At 67.1% G+C, this 25,851-nt stretch carries 15 protein-coding genes; 9 read left to right on the forward strand and 6 right to left on the reverse strand.

Translation table 11 applies throughout. The annotated features are described in order from the left end of the window. Positions 1–76: 76 nt before the first annotated feature. Complete coding sequence (locus OJA40_RS04910) at positions 77–2,854, forward strand: TonB-dependent receptor (protein WP_263808642.1); 2,778 nt, start codon at positions 77–79, stop codon at positions 2,852–2,854. 183 nt (positions 2,855–3,037) lie between these two features. After that, complete coding sequence (locus OJA40_RS04915) at positions 3,038–3,718, forward strand: hypothetical protein (RefSeq protein ID WP_263810051.1); 681 nt, start codon at positions 3,038–3,040, stop codon at positions 3,716–3,718. Here the strand turns inward: OJA40_RS04915 and OJA40_RS04920 are convergent. Both OJA40_RS04920 and OJA40_RS04925 read right to left on the reverse strand, forming a co-directional pair. Continuing rightward, on the reverse strand, positions 3,609–5,735 hold the full coding sequence (locus OJA40_RS04920) for a glycoside hydrolase family 97 protein (protein WP_263810052.1): 2,127 nt from the start codon (positions 5,733–5,735) through the stop codon (positions 3,609–3,611). The genes OJA40_RS04915 and OJA40_RS04920 overlap by 110 nt on opposite strands. Positions 5,736–6,632: 897 nt before the next feature. After that, entirely contained in the window at positions 6,633–8,093 is a 1,461-nt protein-coding gene (locus tag OJA40_RS04925; protein ID WP_208425640.1) for a Glu/Leu/Phe/Val family dehydrogenase, read from the reverse strand. 349 nt (positions 8,094–8,442) lie between these two features. Here OJA40_RS04925 and OJA40_RS04930 point away from each other — a divergent pair, with 349 nt between their 5' ends. The 6 genes from OJA40_RS04930 to OJA40_RS04955 all read left to right on the forward strand — a co-directional run bounded on the left by OJA40_RS04930 (position 8,443) and on the right by OJA40_RS04955 (position 19,971). Next, on the forward strand, positions 8,443–10,410 hold the full coding sequence (locus OJA40_RS04930) for a cation:proton antiporter (protein ID WP_263808640.1): 1,968 nt from the start codon (positions 8,443–8,445) through the stop codon (positions 10,408–10,410). Between the two features lie 58 nt (positions 10,411–10,468). Next, positions 10,469–12,682, forward strand: coding sequence for an amino acid permease (locus OJA40_RS04935; protein ID WP_263810053.1), 2,214 nt, complete (start codon positions 10,469–10,471; stop codon positions 12,680–12,682). 409 nt (positions 12,683–13,091) lie between these two features. After that, a complete protein-coding gene (locus OJA40_RS04940) occupies positions 13,092–15,434 on the forward strand; it encodes an amino acid permease (RefSeq protein ID WP_263808638.1) in 2,343 nt (780 codons plus the stop codon). A 72-nt stretch (positions 15,435–15,506) separates the two neighbouring features. Further along, complete coding sequence (locus tag OJA40_RS04945; RefSeq protein WP_263810054.1) at positions 15,507–17,771, forward strand: APC family permease; 2,265 nt, start codon at positions 15,507–15,509, stop codon at positions 17,769–17,771. Between the two features lie 77 nt (positions 17,772–17,848). After that, on the forward strand, positions 17,849–19,192 hold the full coding sequence (locus tag OJA40_RS04950) for an APC family permease (protein ID WP_208425644.1): 1,344 nt from the start codon (positions 17,849–17,851) through the stop codon (positions 19,190–19,192). After that, positions 19,189–19,971: a universal stress protein gene (locus OJA40_RS04955; RefSeq protein WP_263810055.1), complete on the forward strand. Its 783-nt coding sequence runs from the start codon at positions 19,189–19,191 to the stop codon at positions 19,969–19,971. The genes OJA40_RS04950 and OJA40_RS04955 overlap by 4 nt, the downstream gene beginning before the upstream one ends. Positions 19,972–20,069: 98 nt before the next feature. Here the strand turns inward: OJA40_RS04955 and OJA40_RS04960 are convergent, their stop codons facing one another. Then, a complete protein-coding gene (locus OJA40_RS04960) occupies positions 20,070–20,732 on the reverse strand; it encodes a potassium channel family protein (RefSeq protein WP_208425645.1) in 663 nt (220 codons plus the stop codon). 27 nt (positions 20,733–20,759) lie between these two features. Further along, positions 20,760–22,121 carry an APC family permease gene (locus tag OJA40_RS04965; RefSeq protein ID WP_263810056.1) on the reverse strand — a complete coding sequence of 454 codons (1,362 nt, stop codon included), beginning with the start codon at positions 22,119–22,121 and terminating at the stop codon, positions 20,760–20,762. A 338-nt stretch (positions 22,122–22,459) separates the two neighbouring features. On the opposite strand from OJA40_RS04965, the gene OJA40_RS04970 reads away from it, so the two are divergent. Continuing rightward, positions 22,460–23,071, forward strand: a complete 612-nt coding sequence (locus tag OJA40_RS04970; RefSeq protein WP_263810057.1) for a DUF3124 domain-containing protein — start codon at positions 22,460–22,462, stop codon at positions 23,069–23,071. 143 nt (positions 23,072–23,214) lie between these two features. On the opposite strand, the gene OJA40_RS04975 is transcribed toward OJA40_RS04970, so the two are convergent. Both OJA40_RS04975 and OJA40_RS04980 read right to left on the reverse strand, forming a co-directional pair. Beyond that, positions 23,215–24,849: a potassium channel family protein gene (locus OJA40_RS04975; RefSeq protein ID WP_263810058.1), complete on the reverse strand. Its 1,635-nt coding sequence runs from the start codon at positions 24,847–24,849 to the stop codon at positions 23,215–23,217. Between the two features lie 198 nt (positions 24,850–25,047). Then, positions 25,048–25,728: a potassium channel family protein gene (locus tag OJA40_RS04980; RefSeq protein WP_263808633.1), complete on the reverse strand. Its 681-nt coding sequence runs from the start codon at positions 25,726–25,728 to the stop codon at positions 25,048–25,050. Positions 25,729–25,851 lie beyond the last annotated feature (123 nt).

Here is a 25,851-nt window from a genome sequence, read left to right on the forward strand (position 1 = left end):
CCCTTCTCGCCCGCCCTTGCGCAACCAGCTAATTCCCATAATGCAAGGTGGCTTCACTTCATTTGTTACTTCGGGGTTGTCTCCTCCCCCTGCTTGGTGGAGCACACCAGGGCTGTGTCTGGTTCTTGGGCTTCTCTTCGCCGGAGCGGCGCCGGTGCAGGCCCAGGCGCCAGACTCGACCCATTCGGCCGCCACGTACACGATTGCCCTCCGCGACGTCCCCCTCAAGACCGCCCTGCAGCGGTTCGTGGCCCACACCAACGCCGACCTCGCCTACTCGACGGACCTCGTCAAGGGCCGCTCGGTCTACTGCCGCTCGCAGCAGGTGCCGGTGGAGACCCTGCTCTCCTGCATCCTTAGCGGGACGGGCGTCGATTACCTCCGCACGGCCAGCGGCAGCTACCTTCTCGTCGAGTCGCGCCGGACAGCCCCGCCCGTGGGCCGCGTCGCCGGCCGGGTGGTGGACGCGGCCACCGGGGAGCCCCTCCCGAACGCCAACGTCCTCCTCGCCGACGCCGGGACGGGAACAGCCACGAATCAGGCTGGGCGGTTTACTGTGGCTCCCGTCCTAGCTGGCAAGCACCGCCTCGTCGTGACGTACGTCGGCTACCGCACGGCCGTCGACAGCGTGCGGGTTCCTCCCGACGGTCGTGATACGATCCGAGTGTCCCTCTCGCGGCGGGTGCTGGACACCGAGCCCATCGTCGTGGACGGCCTGCAGCGGCGCCTGCCCTCCGCCCGCCTCGGCAAGTCCGCCGTAAATGCGTCTGGGCTCAGGCGCCTTTCCAGTGCGGGCACCCCGGACGTGATTCGTGCCGCCGGCCAACGTGTAGGGGTGTCGCTCAATCGTCCGCTTGCCGAGCTCAACATTCAGGGCGGCGACGGCGGGGAGCAAGTCACCTTGCTCGATGGGACCCCCGTGCGGGAGCCCGTTAGCTTGGGCGGTCTGTTGGGCGCCTTCAGCCCACAAGCCCTGGAGCGAATGACGGTTCACAAGACCGGTTTCGGCGTGGCCCAGGGTAGTTACACCGCCGGCGTGCTGGAGGCCACCCACGATCTGTCCCGCTCCGGTACGGCCTACGCCGCGGCCACCCTCGACCCCGTCAGTGCAAATGGGCGGGCTGAGGCCAGCTGGAATGAGTCGGGGACGAGAACCGGTCGCGCCATGGTGGCCGCTCGCCGAAGTCTGTGGGACATTTACCGCACCCCCTCGCTGCGGCGCCTCCTCAACTCGCGCACGGCCCTCGATCCTATTCTCACCGCCACGTGGCCCGGAGGCACGAACGGACTCCAATCGTCATCGAACCAGGTTCAGGCGCCGCACGCTCAGTTTTCCGACCTCCACGCGGCGGTCCGGCAGGAACTGACGCCCTTCCAGGAGCTGTACGTGTCGGGGCATCACGGCTCCACCCGGCTCAGTACAGACGTGGCGACGACGTTGTCGACTCCAGAGGGTCAGGATCGCCGCTTGCTCTCCCGTGAACGGTACAACTGGACCAATACGGCCCTTCAGGGTCGATACGAGTGGGTCGTGGGGAGTCGTGTCACGGGGAGCGCCCAGCTTTGGGGAAGCCGCCACGACGCCGAGTCGCTCTACGGATTTCGAGACTCAACCGTGCAGGAGGGAGGCACACTCACCCCTCCGTCATTCGACCTGCGGGCGGGCCCTCATTCGGGAGAGGGAAACGAAATCGAAGAATGGGGACTTCGGATCGAGGCCGACGCGAGCCTGACCCCGAATGTCCGCCTCCGAGCCGCCTTGGAGCCTCGTCATCACCGCGGCGCGTTTCGGACACGAAATCAGTTCCTCGGGGCCATCGCGCACGAGACGAGCGCCTGGCAGATGGGGAGCTACCTGGAGGCCGAGACGTCGCTCGGGCTCCGTTGGACCGCCACTGCCGGCACGCGCCTCACGTACGTCGCACCGCGGCGCACCGTCTACGCCGAGCCGCGGCTCTCCCTGCGGTACGACCGGGCCTCCACCCCGCTGGGCGGGGTGGCCGTGCGCCTGGCCGGCGGCCTCTACCGGCAGTACATGATGCAGTCCGAAATCAGTGGCACTGGTCCCACGTCCGTCGTGCCATCGGTGCAGTTCTGGTTGCCCATCGACCGGTCCCTCGCCCCGCCGCGGGCGCTCCACACCGCCGGATCCGTCCTGCTTACGCCCTCAGACCCGTGGACGGCTCGCCTCGAGTTGTATCACAAGTGGCAACCGCGCACCCTCCACATTGACTACACCGGACTCGTGCACTCTCCGATCGGCAGCACGTCGGGGGACGTTCGTCGATTCGGGGACCAGTCTGCTTTCATGGCCGCAGGCCGTGGGCGTGCCTACGGCGGGGCCGTTCACGTGCAGCGTCAGGGCGAACGCGTTTCGGCAAGTGCCAGTGCCGAGTGGAGCCGCGTGACGCGCCGCTACCCGGGCCGATTTGGCGGCCGGTCGGTCCCGGCCCCGTGGTCCCAACCGGTCCGTCTCACCACCGACCTCGACGTGTCGCTCGCCGAAGGCCTTGAGGCCCATGCCCACTGGCAGGGCACCTGGGAGCGTCCGTGGGCCCTGCGGCGCGCCTACTACGATTACCTCGCCCTCGCGGGAGACACCCGTGATCTCTCATACGACCTGACTCGGCCCGGCAACCAGGTCCTTTCACCCTTCTCGCGCCTCGACCTCGGCCTCTCGGCGGAGACCCGTCTCCGTACCTTCACCCTCGAGGCTCGGCTGAACCTCGTGAACGTATTCGACCGCCACAATGCGTTTGATTGGAGCCTCGACCCGACCGGTGCGGGCCCCGCCCCGGTCCGACGCACCCTGCCGGGGCGCCGCCTGTTTGTCTCCTTCGGCCTAAAGTATTGATCCCACCTTGCCCGTCCCTTTTGGCCAGATGGTCGTCTGGCCGACAGGTGTCCCCCTCCCGCCTCGCTGCCCCGCGGCCCCCTCGGTATTACAACTCGCTCCCCTCCGACTGGCGACGTCTGCCTCGGGGACGGGGCCGCTTCGGCCTCTCCGTTCGGGCCCCTCCCCTGTCGTGCCGCAACGATGGCCGAGAATCTGCGGGACAGTGTTGCGCACCGCGACATCGCTTTGCTCAATTTCTGTGCCCTCGTCATGTTGGAGCGACTGCCGTCCTCTTTCGTCAAGCACATCGAACTCTGGCTCAGTGCCGCGGGCCTCGGCATCATCCTCGGCATCGGGTACGCCTCCGGCCCGTCCGGCCCGGTCTTCTGGCGGTTGATCGCGGTCATTGCCGTCGGCATCGGCGTCGTGCACGGATTCATTTTCTGGGCCGTGCGGCGGCGCCAGCGCCAGGTGCGCCGACAGTCCATCCGCGAGATTCAGCAGATGCTGTCCGACGTGCTCAAAAACAAGCTCGCCGCCATCAACATGGACCTGCCCGAGGAGGAAAATCAGGAGATGGTAAAGCAGGAGCTAGACGGCATCCGCTCCTCGATCGAAGACATCGCCAGCGAGATCGAAAATATTTCCGAGGAGAGCATCGAGGGCTGGAAGGAGCACTACAGCGGCGCGGCAGAACGGACAACGCGTCTGTGGTGCGTATTGCGTGGTGCGTACTGCGCGACTGTCTTCCCGACGCAATACGAAATCTCCCCTACTCCAGCGCGTCGTACTCTTCCTGCTGGCCCTCCGTCGCGGGCTCTAGGATCACCGCCTGCCCCCCGCCCCGCGCCAGATCGGCCTCAATCGTATCGGACGCCGTGACGAGGCCGCGGCGAATGCGGTAGGCGTGGGGGGTTTCTCGGTAGTCGGCGTCGGGGGCGTCTTCGAAGACGTGGGCCACGTAGGCCTGTCCGTCATCGAGGACATCGAGCGGGACCTCGACGGTTCGCGCCTCCTCGTTTGTGGTCGTCCCGATGTACCAGGCCTCCCCCTCCGCCGCCTGGCGGGCGATGGAGATGTGCTCGCCGATGCGGGCGTCGAGGACGTGGCTCTCCGCCCAGTCCGCGGGGACGCGCTCGATGAACGCGACGGCCTCTTCGCCCTCGTAGTTCTCGACGAGGTCGGCCGCCATCTGCACCGGGCTGTAGAGCACGACCATGTTCGCCAGCTGCTTCGACAGCGTGGTGAGCACGCGGTGGTCCGGCATCGTCTCCTCGGGGGTGAGGTTGAAGACGCCGGGCGTGTAGTCGAGGGGCCCCGCCAGCATGCGCGTGAAGGGCAGGGTTACGGTGTGCGACGGCGGGCTCGGCTCGGCCCACGCGTTGTACTCCATGCCGCGCACGCCCTCCCGCGTCATCATGTTGGGCCAGGTGCGCTCGATGCCCGTGCCCATGACCGGCTCGTGCACGTCCAGCACAATTTCGTGCTCGGCGGCGGTTTTCACGACCCGTCGGTAGTGGTTGACCATCTGCTGGCCGTGGTGGTGCACGCCCTCGGGCCGGATGGGGCCCGCGTAGCCGGTCTTCACGGCAGGCACGCCCACCGAGTCGTACAGCGCAAAGGCGTCGTCCAGCTGACGCTCGTAGGCGGGAATGTCGCCCCCGGTCTCGTGGTGGCCCACGAGCGCCACCCCTCGCTCCTCGCCGTAGTCCACGACCTCCTGGAGGTCGAAGTCGGGGTACGACTCGGTGAAGTTGAACTCGTCGCCCCCAAGCCAGGTCTCCCATCCGAGGTTCCAGCCCTCCACCAGCACGCCGTCGATGTCGTGCTCGGCGGCGAAGTCCATGTACCGCTTCGTCCGCTCAGTGGTGGCGCCGTGGACGCCGTTGCGGCCCCACGAGTATTTGTCGATGTGCATGCCCCACCAGATGCCGACGTACGTCATCGGCTCGATCCAGGAGGGGTCCTCGATCTTCGAGGGCTCGTTGAGGTTCTGCAGAATGTGCGACTCGATCAGCCCGCCGGGTCGGTCGGCCACCTGAATCACGCGCCAGGGCGTCTGGTGGGGCACGCGCGCCTTCACCTTCACGCCGTCGGGCCAGGGCACGAGGTTGGTGTGCAGGGTGGTGGGCGTCTCGGCGTCGGCCCGCAGTGTCATGCTCGAGTAGTCGGTGAGGGCGGCCTCGTGGAGGGCAAGGTACCGCGTCTCGTCCGGGCTGCGCAGCGTGAGCGGCGGGTTGACGGTGCCGGGGGCAGCCTCCTTCTCGCTCGTGTCGGGCGCGCCCCCGTCCACCTCTTCGAGGTACGAGTTGTAGCTGATTTTTGAGGCACTGTCGCGGATGGCGCTGAGTGGCGTCTCGCGGTAGACCCACTCGTAGTTGTCGTAGTCGTCGGGAATCCACCAGGCGGTGTGGTCCGCCGTGAGGCGGAACTGCGTCTCCTCCGACGCGATGCGGAGGGCGTCGAGGGCGGGCTGTTCGGGCCAGCGGTAGCGGAACGCCACCCCGTCGTTGTACGCCCGCAGGACGAGGGTCAGCCGCCGCTTCGGCGCGTCGGTCTCCCGCAGTCGAATTGTGCGTTCGGAAAAGTGGTTGCGCACCGAGTCCTGTGTGCCCCACACGGGCGTCCACGACGTGTCCACCGTGCGCCGGGTCGTCCCGGCCACCTCAAACCCGTCGCGCAGGGGCGCCTCCCCGTCTAGCTCGAAGCCGAGGGGCGAGGCCGCGACGAGCGAGTCGCCGTCGGCCGCCACGTGGTAGTAAGGACGCCCGTCCTGCAACTCAACGCCAATGGTGAGGCCGCCGTCGGGGGAGGTTGTGGTCATGGGGGCGTCGGTCGAGCAGGCGGTCAGGGACAGGACGAGTGCGGCGGCAACACTGAGCGCGAGGCGGACGGACATCACAACGGTCGAAAGCGACGTAGAACACACGAACAGAGGGGCGTTCCCCGCCCGAAGCGCTGGATTTTTAGCGGACGCTCCTCAGGATACGGCCTGTGGCGAGAAAACCCCAAAGGCTTCGCCCCGGTGCCTCCGGGATGCCTCCGACTGCGACGCGCTCCGGCCGAGCCCCCCATCCGCAAGACCGACAAGAGGGTCGGTCCTTGCATCGTAGCGTGCCCTACCGCCCCTACCGCCCCTACCGGCCCGCCCTTCCTTTCCGAACTGATGGACAGTTACCGGTACGGCCGTTCCCTCGCCTTCCGTCGTGTCGTTTCGAAGCTCGGCCTGGGCCTGTCTTGGAGCGACCCGCCTCCACACCTCGCGCAGCTTGTCGTCCCCCCTCTCTCCGATGTGGTACCAGGCCCCCCTCCACCCGGGCCTCGAAGCGAAGGGTGCCCCCATTCACCGAGGGGTCCGAGTGGCACTGAATGTGCTCGACGCACACGCCGCGCTCCGGGTGGTACTCGTAGCGCCCGCCCCCCGCGAGCACCGATTCCACATCCTCCGTCTCTCGCCCCCAGGCGAAGTGGGTCGAGTTCAGAATTTTAACGTTGGCCCCCCAGCTGCCGCTCTGGTCCACGACCGAGTCCGGGTAGACCAGCTCCTGCGGCACCATTCTCCACGTGCCCCCCAGCTCGTTGGACGGGAGCTGGGCCCGGGCCCCCGGTGTACCGACGAGCCCGACCGCGACGAGGAGACCGACGAGACACCGAACCGTCTGCCTGGCAGGAGACGCCGTGAGGTTGGGAGTCCATCGTGGAGGCTATCCCCAATATAGCGCGGTTGTCACGATTTACCAAGCAACCCTTAACGGATCTTTCGTCTCCGTCGTGGTGACCGGAATCGTGCCCGGCACTACGGAAAGATGCCCATCTGGTCGTAGGAGCTCGCAATCTTGTCGATGGCGCTCACGAAAGCTGCCGTGCGCGTGTCGACCCCCTTCTTCTCACGGATGGCCCGGATCTCATCGTAGGCGTGGCTCATGGTGTCTTCCAGTCCCGAGTGCACGAGGTCCCGCTCGCCGGCCCCGAAGCCGACCTGCTCAATGAGCGACTCCAGGAGGTCTTCGCTGAAGTCCTCCGCGGTCAGCTCGTCCACGGCCCGGAGGATGCGCTCCGCGTTGCGCTCTTCGAAGCGGCGGCTCATGCGCCCGTGCCGGACGTGAGAGAGATTCCGGAGCCACTCGAAGTACGACACCGTGACGCCCCCCGCGTTGAGGTAGACGTCCGGAATGATCATGGCGTTCTTCGCCTGAAGAATCTCGTCGGCCTCGGAGGTGACGGGGCCATTGGCCGCCTCCGCAATGATGCTCGCCTGGATGTCCGGGGCGTTGTCGGCGGTGATGACTCCCTCCAGCGCCGCGGGAATCAGGATGTCGCAGGGGAGTTCGAGCGCTGCCGCGGAGGTCTCGATGTTTTCGGCGTCGGCGAAGCCCAGGATCGACCCTGTCTCTTCGCGGTGGGCCACCACGTCGTCCACGTCGAGCCCGTCCGGGTCGTGAATGGCGCCTTCAATTTCGGCGATGCCTACGATTTTGGCCCCGCCGTCTTCCAGAAACCGGGCGGCGTGGTAGCCGACGTTCCCCAGCCCCTGAATGACGACGCTCTTCCCCTCCAGCCCCGGCTCCAGACCAAGGCGCGTCATGTCTTCCGGGTACCCGCACGCCTCGCGGATGCCGTAGTAGACCCCGCGCCCGGTCGCTTCCGTACGGCCCCGCACACCGCCCTGCCCCACCGGCTTTCCGGTGACGCACGCCAGGGCGTTGAGGTCCTCGTCGCCGATCTGGTTGTAGGTGTCCATGATCCACGCCATCTCCTGCGGCCCCGTGCCGTAGTCGGGGGCCGGCACGTCCGTTCCGGGGCCGATGAAGTCTTTTCGCTCGAGCTCGAAGGTGTACCGGCGCGTGATGCGTTCCAGCTCCGTCGTCGAGTAGTTGCGCGCGTCGATGCACACCCCGCCCTTGGCCCCGCCAAACGGGACGTCCACGATGGCGCACTTGTAGCTCATGAGGGCCGAGAGGGCCATCACCTCGTCCACGTTCACGCTGGGGGCGTAGCGGATGCCGCCCTTCGTGGGCTGCATGTGGTGGCTGTGCTCTCCCCGGTAGCCCCGGATGACCTGAATGCTGCCGTCGTCCCGCTCGATCGGAAACTCGAACCGGATGATGTTGTCGCAGGCCCGGATCTGGTGGAGCACGCCGCGTGGATGATCGGTCCGGGCGGCGGCTTCGTCAAACATCTGATTCACCTCGCCGAAGAAGCCGTCGGACGATTCGGCCTGGCCGTTCGCCTGCGGGGTTGCGTTCGAGCCTTCCATGGGAAAAGAAGAAACAGCTTGTAAAAAAGGACGCGGTGTGCTCATAAAAGCGGGGACCACGCCGAACCGCAAGCGCTTCCACGTCCGTTCGCTGCGAAATTTCTTCGGAGGCTCTGTGGCGTTCGCCCGAGCGGCGCCGCCCAATAGGCAGCCCGCGGGCGCGAGGGGACACACACGCGCTTCGTCAGTAGTGTGTACGTCCGTCCCTTTTTGTTTGCACTAGGTCGCCGGCTTTTCCCCCGCTCCGGATGATCGGGGCGCCGGGTTGCGACCGGTCAACGAGCTGTGCCAGACCCTACGCTTCCGGACGCTCCGAGCTCGCGTTTTTCTCGCCGACGCCCTCCAGGCCGTGCCTGAATCCATTCTCCTCAACATTACCGTCGTCGTCATGCTGGGCATCGGGGCACAGTGGGCCGCGTGGCGGTTTCGGCTGCCCTCCATTCTGCTGCTGCTCCTGGTGGGCTTCCTCGCCGGCCCGGTGCTGGGGGTGCTCGACCCGCAGTCCCTCCGCGGGGACTGGCTGTTCGCCTTCGTCTCCCTGTCCATCGGAATTATTTTGTTCGAGGGCGGGCTGAGCCTCCGGCTCTCCGAGCTGCGGGAGGTGGGCAGTACGGTCTTCAACCTCATCACGATCGGGGTGCTGCTCACGTGGGGCCTCGGGGCGGCCGGGGCCTACTACATCCTGGAGTTCGATGTGGGACTGTCCGTGCTCATCGGGGCCATCCTGACGGTAACGGGGCCGACGGTCGTCGTCCCCCTTCTGCGCCACGTCCGGCCCAAAGGCCGCGTCGGCACCATTGCCAAATGGGAGGGCATCACGATCGACCCGGTGGGGGCCATTTTGGCCGTGCTGGTCCTCGAGACCCTGATCCTGATGAACGACCCGGCCCGGGCGGGCGCCGGCACCTCGGCCGCCGCCGAGCACGTCGCGATCGGGCTCGGCCTCGAGATCTTCGTGGCCCTGGGCATCAGCGTGGTGGCCACCATGCTGCTCGTGGTGATCCTGCGGCGGCGCATGGTGCCGGACTTTCTCCGGAACCCCGTCACCCTGATGGTGGTGGTCGTGGCCTTCGTCGTCGCCAACGTGCTGCAGCACGAGTCCGGCCTGCTCGCCACGACGCTCATGGGCATCGCCCTGGCCAACCAGCCGTACGTGTCCGTGCAGCGCATCATCGAGTTTAAAGAGAACCTGCAGGTGCTGCTCATCGGGTCGCTCTTTGTGCTTCTGAGCGCCCGGTTGGAGATGAGCGCCCTGGAGTACATCGACCTGCGGGTGCTCATCTTCCTCGGCCTTCTGGTCGTGATCGTACGCCCGCTCGCCGTCTTCGTCTCCTCCTTCGGGTCGAACCTGGAGTGGGAAGAAAAGGCGTTCCTGTCGTGGCTGGCCCCGCGAGGCATCGTGGCCGCGGCCGTGGCGTCGCTCTTTGCGTATCAGCTGCGCCCTGTCTACCCGGGGGCGGTGGACGGGATGGTGCCGGTCATCTTTGCCGTGATCGTCGGCACGGTGGCCATCTACGGCCTCACGCTCGCCCCCCTCGCCCGGTGGCTCGACCTGGCCGAGCCGAACCCGAACGGCCTCCTCTTCGTGGGGGCGGCGCCCTGGGTGCGCACGGTGGCCCGGCACGTGCAGGAGCTCGGCTACTCTGTCGCCCTGCTCGACAACAACCCGGTTCACGTCCGGTCGGCCCGCGAGGAGGGCCTCACGGCGCACCAGGGCAACGCGCTGTCGGAAAACATCGTCGACGAGATCACCCTCAGCGGGATTGGGCACCTGCTCATCACGATCCCGAACGACGAGGTCGCGTCGCTCACGGCCCTCCACTTTTCGGAGGTCTTCGAGAGCACCGACATTTACCAGCTCGCCGCGCAGCCCGACAGCCGACACGGCGGGGAGGGCGTGATGCCCGGCCACCTTCGCGGCCGCCCACTCTTCGGAGAGGACACCAGCTACCAGTTGCTGAAGGCCTGCCTGAATCGGGGCGACACCATCGAGGTGCTCACGCTGAGCGACGAGACGTCAGACGAGACGCAGGAGTACTACAGCCACGAGGACCTGTCGAACGAGTACGAGGACGAGTCCGTCATCCCGCTCTTCATCCTGCGCGAAAACGACACGTTGGAGATCGTGTCGGAGACGAGCCAGTTTCGGCTGCGCCCCCAAGACCGGCTCCTCGCCCTCGTCGGGGCGGGCGCAGACACGCGCGACCACAAGACCCCGGAGGTCGAGCAGACGGAGGGCGACGGGATTCTGGAGGTCGAAGAGTCGTCTCCGGAACCGTCCGACGACGAAACCGCCGACGCGACGGAGACCGGCTGACGGCGACCGGAGGCGGCGCCAGCCCTTCTGTGCGGCGGCCCCCGACGACACCGCCGAGATGGATGCAAGCATGACGCCGGAGGAGGCGCCCATCTCGGGACGCAAGAAGTTTGGCACGTTCGGCGGCGTGTTTACCCCCACGGTGCTCACAATTCTCGGGGTGATCATGTACCTCCGGGAGGGATGGATTATTGGGAACGCAGGGCTGCTCGGGGGACTGCTAATCATCACCCTTGGGTTTGCGATCACGCTCTGCACCGCCCTCGCGATGTCGTCCATCACGACGAACATCCGCATCGGGGCGGGCGGGGCATACGCGGTCATTGCCCAGTCGCTGGGGCTAGAAGTGGGCGGCAGCGTCGGCATCCCCCGGTACCTCTCGCAGGCCCTCGCGGTGACGATGTACATCTTCGGCTTCCGCGAAGGCTGGCTCTTCGTCTTCCCGAGCCATCCGGCCCTCCTCGTTGACATCGCCACGTTTGCGGTCCTATACGGGATCGCGTATGTAAGCGCCGACTTCGCGATCCGCGTGCAGTACCTCATTTTGGCCCTCATCGGCGCCTCGCTCGTCTCCATCGCCGCGGCGGCCGCCACCGGGTCGATGCAGTACGGCCTCGGCGCGGTCCAGCTCTGGGGCGATTTCACGGGCACGCCCGCGGACCCGACCCGGCCCAACTCATTCTGGATCGTCTTCGCCGTCTTCTTTCCCGCCACGACGGGCATCATGGCCGGGGCGAATATGAGCGGTGACCTCGAGGACCCGAAGCGCAGTATTCCGGTGGGCACCCTAGCGGCCGTCGGCGTATCGTTCGTGATTTACGTGCTGCTGGCGGTCTGGCTTGCCCTATCGGCCACGCCCGAGGAGATGGTGAGCAGCTACACGGTGATGGTGGACAAGGCGTACTGGCCCCCGGCGGTCCTGGCGGGCCTGCTGGGCGCAACCTTCTCCTCGGCCCTCGCCTCGTTGGTGGGGGCGGGGCGCATCCTGCAGGCGATGGGCGCCCACCGGGTCGTGCCCAAAGCGGACTGGCTCGCCCACCTCGCCCCCGACGGCGAGCCGCGCCACTCGATGATGGTGACGGGGGCCATCATCTTCGCCTCGCTCCTGGTGCGCGACCTGAACGCCATTGCGCTGCTTATCACCATGTTCTTCCTCGTCACCTACGCGATGATCTGTGCGGCGGTGCTCATCGAGCAGGGCCTCGGCCTCGTGAGCTTTCGCCCCCGCCTCCGCATCCCCATCTGGGTGTCGTTCCTCGGCCTCGCCGGGTCCCTGCTGGCGATGTTCATCATCAACCCCACGATCAGCGTCGTCGCGCTCGTTGTCACGCTCGGGTTCTACGCCGTCCTGGCGCACCGGCAGCTGGATGCCCCCTTCGAGGACGTACGCAGCGGCATGTTCGTGGCGCTCGCGGAGTGGGCGGCCAAGAAGGTAACCGAACTGCCCACGATGCAGGAGCGGGCCTGGAAGCCGAACCTGCTGGTGCCGGTGGAGCAGAGCAGCACCCTCCGCGGCTCGTTTCTCACATTACAAGACCTCACCGCCCCGCAGGGCTCGGTGAAAATCGTGGGCCTGAGCCCGGACGGACGCCCCGACGTGCTGACCGATCAGCTCGACACGCTCACCGCGGCCTTTCGCGAACGCGATATCTTTGCCGCTGCCACGATCATCGATGCCGGAGGCTTTGCCGAGGGGCTGCGGGCGGGCATGCAGGCGCTCCGCGGGGCCTTCTTCCGCCCGAACATCGTGTTTCTGCGGATGCCGACCTCGCCCGAGCGGGAGGCGGATTACCGCCACGTCATCGCGGAGGCGGACCGGGAGAACGTGGGCACACTGCTCTACGCGCCGCACCCGCGGGCCGCCTTGGGCCCGCGCCAGACCATCAACGTCTGGATCCGCGACCGGAGCCCGGACTGGCGCATCTCGATGGAGATTGGCAACCTCGACCTCGCCCTCCTCACCGGCTACAAGCTGTCGCAGAACTGGGACGCGCAGATGCGGCTCGTCACGGCCGTCGCCGCCCCCGACCAGCAGGGCAAAGCGCAGGACTTCTTGGAGAAACTGATCGACCTGGGCCGCTTTCCAGACTCCACCGCCGTGGTGGGCACGGAGCCCTTCGACGCCTACATCGAGGCCGCCCCACAGGCCGACCTAAACATCTTCGGCCTCCAGCCCGACCCGGACTTCGACACGATCCGCCGCCGGGTCGACCAGACGGACTCGACCTGCATGTTCGTGCGCGACTCGGGGCGGGAATCCGCATTGGCCTGACTGAGTAGACACGCAAAAGAACCTTCCGGATGCGTCATTCCGAGCGTAACGAAGCGGAGCCGAGACACGAGCAAAGCGACTGATGAACTACATCTCTTCGCAGGCCGGCAGAAGCGCCCGTCCGACCGATGAGTCCTGACATCAACATCCTCGCCGCGTCAGAGAAATTCTTCGACTCCCTCTCGACCCTGTGAGAACGGCTCCGGACTGAGCCCAGGAAACTGGCGGTTGTGCGCAAGAGGGAATTGATTGGGCTCGGTTCACCTCGTACCATGTCACTTCGTACTATGTTGAGGTGGAGTCAGACGGTCCGCCACCCGTTGCCGTCCGTCACGCCCCCTCCGCAATGAAGTCCCCCAACGGGCCCCGCTTCATCACCCTACGTTCCTGAACCGCTCTCTACTCGCCCATGGCACAAGATGATCTCCGCCGCGAGCTCGGCTTTTGGGACGCGCTCACCATCGGGGCCGGCACCATGATCGGAGCCGGCATCTTTTTGTTGGCCGGGGTGGCCCTGGAGCTCACCGGGCCGGCCGCCATCTTCTCCTACCTCGCGGCGGGCATCGTCTGCATGATTACGGCCGCCAGTGCGGCCGAGCTGGCCACGGGGATGCCGACCTCCGGCGGCGACTACTTCTTTGTCTCCCGCTCACTCGGCCCGGCGCTCGGGGCCATCTCGGGCGTCGGGATCTGGCTGAGCCTCACGTTCGCCATCTCGTTCTACCTCTTCGGGCTCGGGGAGTACCTGTCGCAGTTCCTGCCCCTCACGCCGTTCTGGGGCGCCTTCGGCGGGGGCCTTCTGCTCACGGCCCTCAACGTGTACGGGGCCAAGGAGTCGGGCCAGATGCAGGTGGTCGTGGTCCTCACCCTGATGGGGATCCTGGGGGCGTTCTGTGGCATCGGCGCCTTCTACATCGAATGGAGCAACTTCACGCCGTTTTTTCCTTTCGGCGGCGCCCCGGTGGCGTCCACGACGGCCCTCGTGTTCGTCTCCTTCCTGGGCTTCGTGAAGATTGCGGCGGTGGCCGAGGAAATTAAGGACCCGGCCAAGAACCTGCCGCGCACGCTCATCGGCTCGGTGGCGCTCGTGACGCTGCTCTACGTCGTGATCCTGCTCGTCATTGGCGGCATCTTCGAGCAGGAGACGATCGGCGAGGTGCGCGATCCACTGACGCAGGCGGCCCGGACGCTGGCGGGCCCCATCGGCGCCGGCGCCATCATCTTTGCCGGGCTGCTGGCCACCGTGTCGTCGGCCAACGCGAGCATCATGGCCTCCTCGCGCATCAACCTGGCGATGGCGCGCGACCGCATGGTGCCCAACTGGCTGAGCGCCATCCACGAGACGCTCCTGACCCCCCACCGCGCCATCCTGCTGACGGGCGTATTGGCCCTGGCATTCCTGTTCATCGAAAGCCTGGAGCAGCTCGCCAAGATTGCCAGCGTGCTGCAGCTCTACAGCTATGCGGCGCTGAACGTGGGGTGCGTGGCCCTGCGCGTGGCGCAGCCGGATTGGTACGAACCCTCCTACCGCACGCCCGGCTTTCCATTTGTACAAGGACTGGCCGCCCTCGCGTGTATCGGGATCATTCTGTATTCGGGCCCCTTCGCCCAGATCGCCATCGTCGTACTCATCCTCGCGAGCCTGGGCTGGTATTCCGTCTGGGGCCGGAGCCGCGTCGAGATCGAGCACGCGGTTCCCGAGTTTCGCGAGCAGTGGGCGGCGCAGGGCTGGAGCGCCCTCGCGGCCCCGGCGCCCGCGTTCGCCGTGGAGGTGCCGGAGGTGCTGTCGGCCGCCGAGCGTGCCATCAATGCAGAGGCTCCGCGTCGCGTGTCGGTGGCACTGGCCAACCCCGAGCACGAGCACGACCTCCTGCAACTGGGCCGGTACATCGCCACGGGGCGGGCCGAGGGCGGCCACGTGGCCGGCATCCACCTCGTGGACGTGCCCCTGCAAACCCCGCTCCGGTCCGCCCGCGCGCAGTTTACGGAGCGGCCCTCCCTGGAGCGCGCCATTGCCGACCTGGCCCAGGAGGCAGCAGCTCGCCCCTCAACAAACGACCTGGACCATCCCCCCCTTGAGGCGACCGGCATTGAGTCCGTCATCGACGTCGCCCACGACGTGTTCGGCGGCCTGATCGACGAGACGCAGGCCCAGACGTCCGACATGCTGCTGATGGGCTGGCAGGGCGGCTTCAACGTGGGCCGCATCTACAACAGTCCCATCCAGCGCATCGTGCGGGACCTGCCGGCGGATCTCGGTGTGCTCAAGGACCGTGGGTTTGAATCCGTCGACCAGATTCTCCTGCCCTGGGGCGGCGGCCTGCACGCGCAGCTCGGTCTCGAAATTGCCGTCCGCGTTGCCCGCATCACCGACGCCACGGTGCATCTGCTTCGGGTGGTGCGCGAGGACGTGGACGTCGAGGACGAGAAGGCAGCGCTCGACGACACGGTCCAGGGCCTCGTCGACACCGACCGTGTGGAGTATCTCGTCCGACAGTCCGACAGCGTCACCGGCGGCATCGACGCCACGCTCACCGAGGCGGACTACGACTTCGCCATTATCGGCGCCTCGCGCGAGTGGAGCCTGCGCCAGGTGCTCTTCGGCTCCATCCCGGACGTGGTGGCCGACCGGGCCGACTGCTCGGTCCTGATGGTGCGCCGCTACGTGCCGAACACCCTCTCGGTGCGGGCCGTGGAGGGCGTGAAGCGCCTCAAAGAAACGGTCGGGCTTACCACGTCTCCGGAAGAGTAGCGCGGAGGCGTGCGGAGCACGCTCGCGTAAGGTGAACCGACACTCATTTTTTCGCACCACTCGCTCCCGGCAATGAAACCCGACCTCAATTCGCTCCAGCGCTCTGCCGAGGCCGACCAGGAGGAGGTCGTGGCGTCGGGGAAGCCCGGCGGCCTCGGAACGTTCGGCGGCGTGTTTACGCCGTCGATCCTGACGATCCTCGGCGTCATCATGTACCTCCGGTTCGGGTGGGTGGTCGGCAATGCCGGATTGCTGGGGACGCTGCTCATCGTCACCATCTCGACGGGCATTACCTTCCTCACGGCGCTCTCGATCGCGGCCATCGCCACGGACCAGCGGGTGCGCGTCGGGGGGGCGTACTACATGATCAGCCGGTCGCTTGGGATCGAGATCGGCGGGGCCGTGGGCATTCCGCTCTACATCGCACAGGGGCTCTCCGTGGCCCTCTACACGGTTGGGTTTGCCGAAAGCGTCATCAACGCGTTTCCGGCACTGCAGACCCTGAGCGTGCTGGGCCTCTCTGGGATTCAAATGGTGGGCCTCATCATCACGATTCTCGTGGCGGTGCTCGCCCTCGGGTCCCCAAATATCGCCATCAAGGCGCAGTACTTCATTCTCGCGGCCATTGTGGTCTCGCTGGTCTCGCTGGTGGCGGGCAGCCCGGTGGAGCAATCCGACATTCGGATGTGGGGGGCCGTAGACGCCAATCAGGCCGCGGGCTTCTGGGAGGTGTTCGCCGTATTCTTTCCGGCGGTGACCGGCATCATGGCGGGCGTCAACCTGTCCGGCGATCTTGAGAATCCCAACAAGGCCATTCCGTGGGGCACGTTCGGGGCCGTGGGCGTGGGGTACCTCGTCTACATGACGCTGCCCCTTCTGCTGGGCCTGTGGGCCAACTCCGCCACGCTGATTGAGGACACGCTCATCATGCGGCGGATGGCGTGGTGGGGCGACGCCATCTTGCTGGGCGTGTGGGGCGCCACGCTCTCCAGTGCCATCGGATCGATCCTCGGGGCCCCGCGCGTGCTGCAGGCACTGGCGCTCGACGGCGTCCTTCCCCAGTCTCTGAAGTGGCTGGGAAAGGGGGCCGGTGAGGAGAACATCCCACGGGGCGGTACGGTCCTCACGCTGGGGCTCGCCCTGGGCGCCGTCATGATGGGCAACCTCAACGCCATTGCCCCGGTCCTCACGATGTTCTTCCTCACGACGTACGCGGTGCTCAACGTCGCCGCCGGGGTGGAGACCTTCCTGGACAGTCCCTCCTTCCGGCCCGAGTTCACAGCGCACTGGTCGCTCTCGCTGCTGGGCGCGGCGGGGTGTACGGCGGTGATGTTTCTCATCAACTGGTGGGCGACGCTCATTGCCATCGTGTTCGTGTTTGCCGTCTTCGCCTGGCTCCAGCGCCGCAGCCTGCGCGCAACGTGGGGCGACGTGCGGCAGGGCCTCTGGATGAGCCTGACCCGAGCGGGGCTGCTCCACCTCAACGCCGACCAAGACCCCAAAAACTGGCGGCCGCACATCCTCGTGCTCTCGGGCGCGCCCCGGCGGCGCTGGCCCGTTATCGAGCTGGCGAGCGCCCTCACGCACAACCAGGCGCTCATGACGGTGGGCACGGTGCTTCCCCCGAGCGAGGCGTCGGACTTCGAGGCGCAGCGGGACGCGGAGGCCACCCTCCGTGAGTACCTTGGCGGCCGGGGGGTGCAGAGCCTCGTCCGCACCACGACGGCGGAGGATCCGTTCGCGGGCGGCGAGCGGCTCATTGAGGACTACGGGCTCGGGGTGCTCAAGCCCAACACCATCATGCTCGGGCACACCGAGGACCCGACCCACCACGAGCAGTTCTGCACCCTCATCAAACACTTGTACGCGGCCCGGCGCAACGTCGCGGTCCTCCGCGGGGGCAATCAGGGCTTTGGGACCCGGGAACGGATCGACGTGTGGTGGAGCGGGCTCAAGGGCAATGGGGGCCTCATGAAAATCCTTGCCTACCTGTTGCAGACAAACCTGGAGTGGCAAAACGCACAGGTGCGGGTCAACGTGGTGGCCGCCGACGATGAGGAGGCCGAAGAGCGGCGCCAAACGGTTGCTCCCATCCTGGACCAGCTGCAGACGGGCGCTGCACTCAACGTGATTGAGGCCGACGGGCGCATCTTCGACGAGATCGTGCACGACACCTCCGCCGAGGCCGACATTGTCTTTCTGGGCATGGCGACGCCGGACGAGGAGGACGATTACGTGACGTACTACACCCGACTGCACGAACGCACCGCAGGCCTGCCGCCGACCGTGTTCGTGCTGGCCGCCGAGGAAATTTCGTTCCGGGACGTGCTGGCCTGACGATGCCGGGAACCGGCCGGGCACTGTGAACCGGATCGTCGGTCGACCTCATCCCGACAACAACCACCACGAATCGTATGCCGGAGCCTCCTGCGAATCAGGACGAACTGGAGCGCACGCTCGGGCTGGTCCCCGCCCTGGCCATCGGCACCGGGACCATGGTCGGGGCCGGCATTTTCGTGTTTCCGGGGCTCGCGGCCGGCAGGGCCGGGCCGGCGGCCATGCTCTCCTTCGCCATCGGGGCCGTCATCGCCCTCCTGGTGGCCCTGCCCACGTCCGAACTCGCCACGGCCATGCCCGAGAGCGGCGGGGGATACTTCTTCGTCTCCCGCGCCCTCGGCACCCTCCTCGGCTGCATGGTCGGCATTGGGCAGTGGCTGGGCCTGATCTTCGCCTCGGCGTTCTACCTGATCGGCTTCGGGCACTACCTGTCCGACCTGGCCCGCGAGCTGGGCGTCAACCTCCCCCTTCCCGTGGTGGGCCTGGCCTTCGGCATGGGCGTTCTCCTGACGGGCGTCAGCGTCACGGGGACGGAGAACACGGGCGACCTGCAGAACTGGATCGTGGGCAGCCTGCTCGCCATCCTCGCGGGCTTTCTCGGCCACGGCGGGCTCGACGCGCTCGGCATCTTCGGCCGCTCCCAGACCCCGGAGGCGTTCTTCCCGTACGGCACCATGCCCGTCTTGACCACCGCGGCGCTGGTGTTTACCTCCTACCTCGGCTTCGTGCAGATTGCCACCGTGGCGGGCGAGATCAAGGCCCCAAGCCGAAACCTGCCCCGGTCGATGATTGGAAGCGTGCTGCTCGTGGGGACGCTCTACGTGCTCACGATCTTTATCAGCACCAGCCTGCTGGGCAGCGAGCCCCTCGCCGAGATGGGCGAGACGGCCGCCGTGAACGTGGGGCGCAGCATCGCCGGCACGTTCGGCGCCGCGGCCCTCCTGGGCGGCGGGCTGCTCGCCACGCTCTCGAGCGCCAACGCCTCCATCCTGAGCGCCTCCCGCTCCATCTACGCCCTGAGCCGGGACAACCTCGTGCCGAGCCAGGTCGAGCGCATCAACCGGCGGTACCGCACGCCGCACGTGGCGCTGCTCCTGACCGGCGGGATCATCGTGGCCCTCATCCTCTTCGGGCGCGTGGAGGTGCTGGCCGAGGTCGCCTCGCTGCTGCACCTCTTCATGTACGGCCTCATCTGCGTGGCCCTCCTCGTCCTCCGGCAGTCGCCCCCCGACGGGTACCAGCCCACCTTTCGGTGCCCCGGGCATCCGGTCGTGCCCGTTCTCGGCGCCCTCACGAGCTTCGGGCTCGTGGCCTTCATGAACCTGCTGTCGATTGCAATCGGGGGCGGGATCCTGCTCGCCACGGCAGGATGGTACCTCTTCTACGCGCGTGCCGTCACCATCTCTGAGATCTCGTCATGATGGACTCCCCCTCAGCCCCCTCCTCTATTCTCGTCGACCTCGAACTGCCGGAGCCGGCGCCCCTTCCCTCGGCCCTCGTCCGCGTGCTGTCCTCGCTCCGGGTGGTGCTGCTGGGCTGGTTTTCGGTGCCGGAGCAGACGAGCCCGGCCCAGGCCCGGGGCCAGTTCGGCGCCGAGGCCGAAGACATGCTCGACGCGGCGGCGCGGCGGTTCGAAGAGGCCGGGGCGGAGGTCACCACGCGCCTCGTGTTTACGGGCGACGAGCTGGACACCATCAGTCGGGTGAGCGTGGAGGAGTCCTGCGACGCCGTGCTGATTCCCGGCCCGGTGGAGCAGTTGCGCCGCGTCCTCGTGCCACTGCGCGGGATCCAGAACGTGCGGGAGATCGCCCCCTTCGTCGCCGACCTCTGCCAGGACGGCACCGCCCGGGTGACCCTCCTCCACGTTCTTGAAGGGGACGAACTTGACGGGGACGAGGCGACCGCCGCCTCGCGCGAGGACGTGCTGGAGCCCGCCGCGGAGAGGATGCGGAGCGCCGGCATCGAAGCGGACCTGCTGGAGCTCAATTCCGTGGCCGCCGACAGCCCGGCCGACGCCATCGTGGAGTGGGCCGGCGGGCACGACCTTGCCGTGCTGGGCGAGACCGAGCCCTCGGTCCGGGAGGTCCTCTTCGGCACGATGCCGGAACAGATCGTAGAGGCCGTCAACGTGCCGATCATCGTGGTACGCCACGGGGAGGAGGCGGCCAAAATGGCCGAACGGACCACCCAGGCAGACTGATGTGAAGAGAAAGCAAGGTGCGTCCCGTTGGCCGTTCTCTCTTGAGGGGCGTGCGGACGAGGACCAGCCCTCGTCACAGGACGATTGGGGGCGGGTGGCTATCCTCGCAGCAGCCGCATCACCTCCTCGATGACGTCCGGCTCGGCGGCCACGATGTAGCGTTGGCCGGCCTTCATCACCGTGTCGGCCCGGGCCACGCGCGCGCCCTCCACGTCGCTCACCACGAGACTGCCCTCGGGGAGGCTAATCTCGTCCAGCACTTTCCCCACCACCGGCGCGTCCTCCCCAATGCGCACCTCCGCGATGTCGAGCACCCCCATGGCGTGCTCCAGCGACCGCACGTCCCCGGACAAAATGGCGTTCACCGCCAGCAGCGCACTGGCCCGCCGCGGATAGATCACCGCGTCGACGAGCTCGGCGTGGGCGTTGCCCGTCTCGGCGTCGGTCCGCATCACGGTGTGGAGGTCCGGGTTCATCCGCTGGCCAATCATGCACACGGCGAGGTTGGTCAGCGGGTGGTCCGACATCGCCGCCAGAACGTCGGCCTGTTCCGGCCCGGCCTGCTGGAAGATGTCGGGCAGGGTCGCGTCGCCCTCGATGATCGTCGCCACGTACGCGTCGGCAATTTCCTGACACCGGTCGGGGTCGCGTTCGATGACGACCACGTCGTGCCCGCGCTCGTCGAGAAATTCCGCCGTGCGAAAGCCAACCTCGCCGCCGCCGGCGATAATGATGCGAAGGTCTTTTCCGGATACGCTCATGGGGGGCAGGAATCGATGAGAGAGGGATTACGCCTCGGCCGTCGCCGTTTCCGTCCGGCGCCACTGCAGGGCCGCGTACACGAGACCGCCAATGGCGATCCACCCCAGCCCCAGCACCAGCGTGTACGGGTCGTCGCGGAGCAGGAAGTAGGCGAGGACGAGGTTTAGCACGATGGCGAGGATGGGGAGGGCCGGGTAGAACGGCATCTCGAAGGGGCGGCGCATGTTGGGGCGCCGGTTGCGCAGGCGGATGACGCTCCAGTTCACCACCACGAACGAGACGAGGAAGAAGAGGCTCGACACGCGCCCCACCTGCTCGATGGGCAGGAAGACCACGCTTCCGAGCATCACGGCGGCGCTCACGACGACGGCCGCGAGGGGGGTGCCAAACCGCGCACTGATCTGGCCGAGGGGATTCGGCAGTTGATTCTCCCGCCCCATCGCGAACACGACCCGGCTGGACGCGATGACGACGGCGTTGAGGGCACTCACCGTCGAAAAGACGGCGCCGAAGACAATGAGCGCGGCGCCCTCCCCCAGCAGCGGGATCGTCGGCATGAAGCTCGTGGCGGCCTCCGCAATGCCCGTCTCGCCGGCCCGCCCGAGCTTCTCGGCCCCGAGCGTGCCGATGGCCACCCACACCACAATCAGGTAAATGGCCACCGTCGCGACGAGGCTGATAAAGATCGCCTTCGGGATGTTCTCCCGCGGATTTTCGACCTCTTCGGTGACGGTGGCAATGAGGTCGTAGCCCTCAAAGGCAATGAACGTGAGGCCCATCGCCTTCAGTATGGCGACCGAGGAGTCGTCCCTCGCGAAGAACGGCTCGAAGTTGCTCCCCTCCACGGCAAAGGCGCCAAACCCGGCGAAGACGAGCAGGATGATGATCTTGATGATGGTGACGACGGTTTCCGCCCCCCCGCTGGCCTCGGTGGAGACGGCATTGAGGAGGGCAAAGAGGCCGACCACCGTCAGGGCGTAGAGAATATGCCACACGGGCCCTGTGGGCAGCCCCGCCCAGTACAGGTGGACGAACTCGACGAAGTTGGACGAAAACCCGAGCGCGTAAAGCGCCCCCGCAATCATGTAGGCAAACGAGAGCATCCACCCCATGAGAAACGAGGTCGGCCCCGAAAAGACCTCTCGGACAAACACGTACCCGCCGCCGCTCTTCGGAATGGCGCTCGCAAGCTCCGCGTACGAGATGCCCGTGAGCACCGTCACCACCCCGTTGAGCGCAAAGACCAGGATGGCCGCCGGCCCGGCGATCTCGGCGGCCAGTCCCGTCAGGACGAAGATGCCCGCCCCAATCATCGCCCCCATTCCCACCATGGTGGCGTCGAGAAGCCCCAGGCGTGCCGTTGGAGAGCGGTCTCCTGATTGGGCCATGGTTGGGGCGTTTCTTCAACGCAGAGTGCGAGCTTCCCAACAGCGGGAGGGGCCGGGCAGTTTGGGGCGTACGCCGCGCGTCCGTAACGGAGTCGTCATTCCGGCGGCCACTGCGGGCGAGAGCCGGGCCTGTTTGGCGATGATCTATGAGGATCTATAACGTATCGGGGCGAGAGGCGGACCGACAACAACGATTCTTCGGATCAATCCGGCGCGTGAGTGCTGAAAGGAGGACCTTGATGGCGACCTCAATCAGGCCTCCAAGGGCCTCCGTGGAACGCAGGTCCGCACCGGCCGATGCCTCGGAGGGATTCACAAGAAGACGAGAGGTTCTCCTCATGCGGTTTCCGTCTCCGCCTCGTCGACTGACACTTCCACTGGCCTTCTTTCTGGTCGGGGCGCTCTGCGCGTGTGGGCCCTTCGACCGGGACACACACCTCGAGCCGCCTGCCTCCCACCTCGACAGTCTGCCGACGGCTTCCTCATCGTCCGACAACCGGGGAGTGGCGACGGCGCGCGTCCGGCGCCAGACGCTCTACGTGCCCGCCTACTCCCACATCTACGTCCGGAATGCCCAGCGGTCCATGAACCTGGCGACGACCCTTAGCATCCGCAACACGAGCCGGGACGTGCCCCTCACGCTCTCAGCCATCGACTACTACGACAGCCAGGGCGAGCTTGTGCGCGCCTACCTGGACACGACCCGCGCCCTCGGGCCGCTCGCCTCCACGTACGTCGTGGTGGACACGGACGACATTCGGGGCGGCGTGGGGGCCAACTTCATCCTCCGGTGGCACGCGGAGCGCCCGATCTCCCCGCCCGTCGTGGAAACGGTCATGATTACCGGCGCCAACACGCAGGGCATCTCGTTCCGGTCCACCGCCCGCGTGCTGCGTGAAGAGCGCGTCCCTACGGATACGAGTGGGCACCACTCCGGCCCAGACGTGTAGGTCCCGCCGGGCCGACGGAGGCCTTTGCGAGGGACCCGGTCGGGGCTCCTGCATGCGCCTCGTCGCCCCCCGCCCCCGTCCTGCCCGGCAAAGAGATGTGTTCGATCGGACAGGCTCCCTCGGTGGGACGCGAGCGGTCCTTGCTACCGGAGAAAACGCTCTTCGAAGCGCTGCACCCCTTCGTCCGTGCCCACGACGACGAGCTCGTCGTCCGCCTCCACCACGAACGCCTCGGGATCGAGCGACGTGATCACGTCCCCATCGCGCACCGTCGCGACGACGGTGCAGCCCGTGCGGGCCCGCACATCTTCTCCAGCGAGCGTGCGCCCGGCCAGGCGGCCCGCCGGGAGGCGCACCATGTCAATCTTCGTCCGGAACGAGAGGACCTCTTCCTGCTCCAGGACGGTCGCGGCCATCATCCGCCCGCTGATGGACGCGAGGGACTGCACGTAGTCCGCCCCGGCCCGGTAGATCTTCCGCACGTTTTCCTCTGCGTTCGCGCGGGCAACGATGTGCGCAGCGGGATTTGCGTCCCGCGCGATGAGCGTGGCGAACAGGGTGGTCGTGTCGTCGTCGAGATCGATCATGATGGCGTCGGCCGTCCCGGCATCGGCCTCTTTGTACGCCCCGGGATCCCGGGCATCGCCCACGACGTCCACCTCCGGGCGATCCTTCGCGTCGACGATCGTCACCCGGGCCTCCGTGTCGGCCAGCACGTCGACCGCCGCCTGGCCGGACCGCCCGTACCCGACGACGATGACGCGCTGCCGCTTCCGCAGCTGAAGCGTCGAGCTGTCCTCGCGCCGCAATGCCTGGATGCGGTCGGGGCCCCCGGACACGAGGAGGCGCGCCCGGCAACTGACGGTGGTGCCCGGGCCGACGGGGCTCTCGAACGCGCCGTCGAACCAGGCGCCAATCACATCAATGCCGAAGCGCTCGCGCAGCCGGAGCTCGCCGATCGTCTGGTCGCAGAGCGGGCTTCCCGGCTCAATGTCGAGCTCGGCCACCTCCAGGTCCTCGCCGATGCCGATCGTCGTGTCCTCCGCCATGCGGAGCAGGAACGGGATTTCTCCGGCCAGCCCCTTGCCCAGCAGCTGACGCGGGGAGAGCACGCGGTCGGTTCCCGCCATCCGGTGGTAGGGCTCGAGCGCCTCGTCCTCAATGACGGCGACGGTCTGAACCTCGTCGCTGATTTCGCGCGCGGAGAGAATCACGCTCGTGTCCACCTCGTCCCGCCCGTCGACCACCAGGGCCGAGGCGGCCTGGAGGTCAACGCCCTCGAGCACCGATACCGACTCCGGATCCCCGTGGACGACCGGGTACCCGTCGACGTGAAGCGTCCGGGCCCGCTCGCGACGCGGCTCAAGGAGGACGTATCCTCGGCCCTGCGCCTCGAGCTCATCGATCAGCGCCTCAATGCGGGGCGTGTGGGGCGCGAGCACGACGTGGTCCGTGCCGGAAAACGTCTCCGGCGGGCGGTGCTCAAAGGCGTCCCGCAGCACCGGCACGGCGAACAGCGGGATGGCGAGAAAGACAAACAGCACCCCCGTCAGGTTCATGAAGAGCACCATCGCGTTCATCTGCGGGCTCGACCAGGGGGCGTGGCTCCCAAACCCCGCCGTCGTGATTGCCTCGATCACCACCTGCAGTGCCTGGATATACATCACCGACCGGTCTTCGTACACCGCCATGCCCCACTGATAGACGAGGGCGTACGTCAGGAGCGTCATTGCCACGACTCCCGTCGCCCCCGCAACACGTTTCTGCCAGTCATTCATGGTCTCGTCGGGTTGGCCTCGTGTCCGGCGGCGCGCCCCCAGCCGAACGGATTTGAACAGTGAAAACACCTCGCGGGGTGGAGACGAGCTACCGGCCTCGATCGCAACACGAACCCGTACGGGGCCGGCCGCCCTTGCGAGCCCGCACCCGGCCGGTCCCACACCGTCTCTGTGACCACAGAAGGTCGGCCCTCTCGGCTACTCCGCCTCCGCCGCCGTGGCGCTGGCCAGGTCGGCGACCTTTTCAATCGCCTCGTCCGTCCCCGCCAGAATCAGGGTGTCGGTGTGCCGAAGTGTATCGTCCGGATTGGGGGGCACGATCATGTCGTCGATCGTCGTCTCGTGGATGCCCACGACCGATACGCCGTACTCGGCCCGCACGTCGAGTTCGCGGAGCGTGTGGCCCCGCCACTCCTCCGGCACCACCAGCTCCTGCACACTGAGGTTGCGGCCCATCCGCACGTAGTTGACGACCCCCTTTTCCGAGATGCGGCTGGCCAGGTTGAAGGCCGAGTCCCGCTCCGGGAACACCGCCTCGGTTGCGCCGAGCTGCCGCATGATGCGGGCGTGGTTGTCCGAAATGACCTTCACGTAGACGACGTCCACCCCCAGGTCCTGCAGCGCCATCGTGGCCAGAATGCTCGCCGTGATGTCGTCGCCGGTGCTCACGACGGCGGCGTCCGCCGCCTCCGCGCCAATTTCCTCCAGCGTGGCGGCCTCCCGCCCGTCCCCCACCGCCGCGCGGGAGCAGTGCGGCGCGATGTCGTCGACGGCCTGCTCGTCGACGTCCACGGCGATGACGTCGTGGCCGTGGCTGTAAAGCGCCTCCGCAACGCTGGCCCCGAAGTTGCCAAGGCCGACGATGACAAACCGATGCATAGGGTGTAGAAGTCGGTGTTGAGGTGGATCCGAGTACGGAAGAACTGGCCGTAACGGTGGTAATACGTGCCACCTGGATGGGTGATGCGTGCGGTATGATGCGTGACTCGTAACACGTGACCG

The sequence above is a fragment of the Salinibacter pepae genome, from assembly GCF_947077775.1.
GTDB classification, from domain to species: domain Bacteria; phylum Bacteroidota; class Rhodothermia; order Rhodothermales; family Salinibacteraceae; genus Salinibacter; species Salinibacter pepae.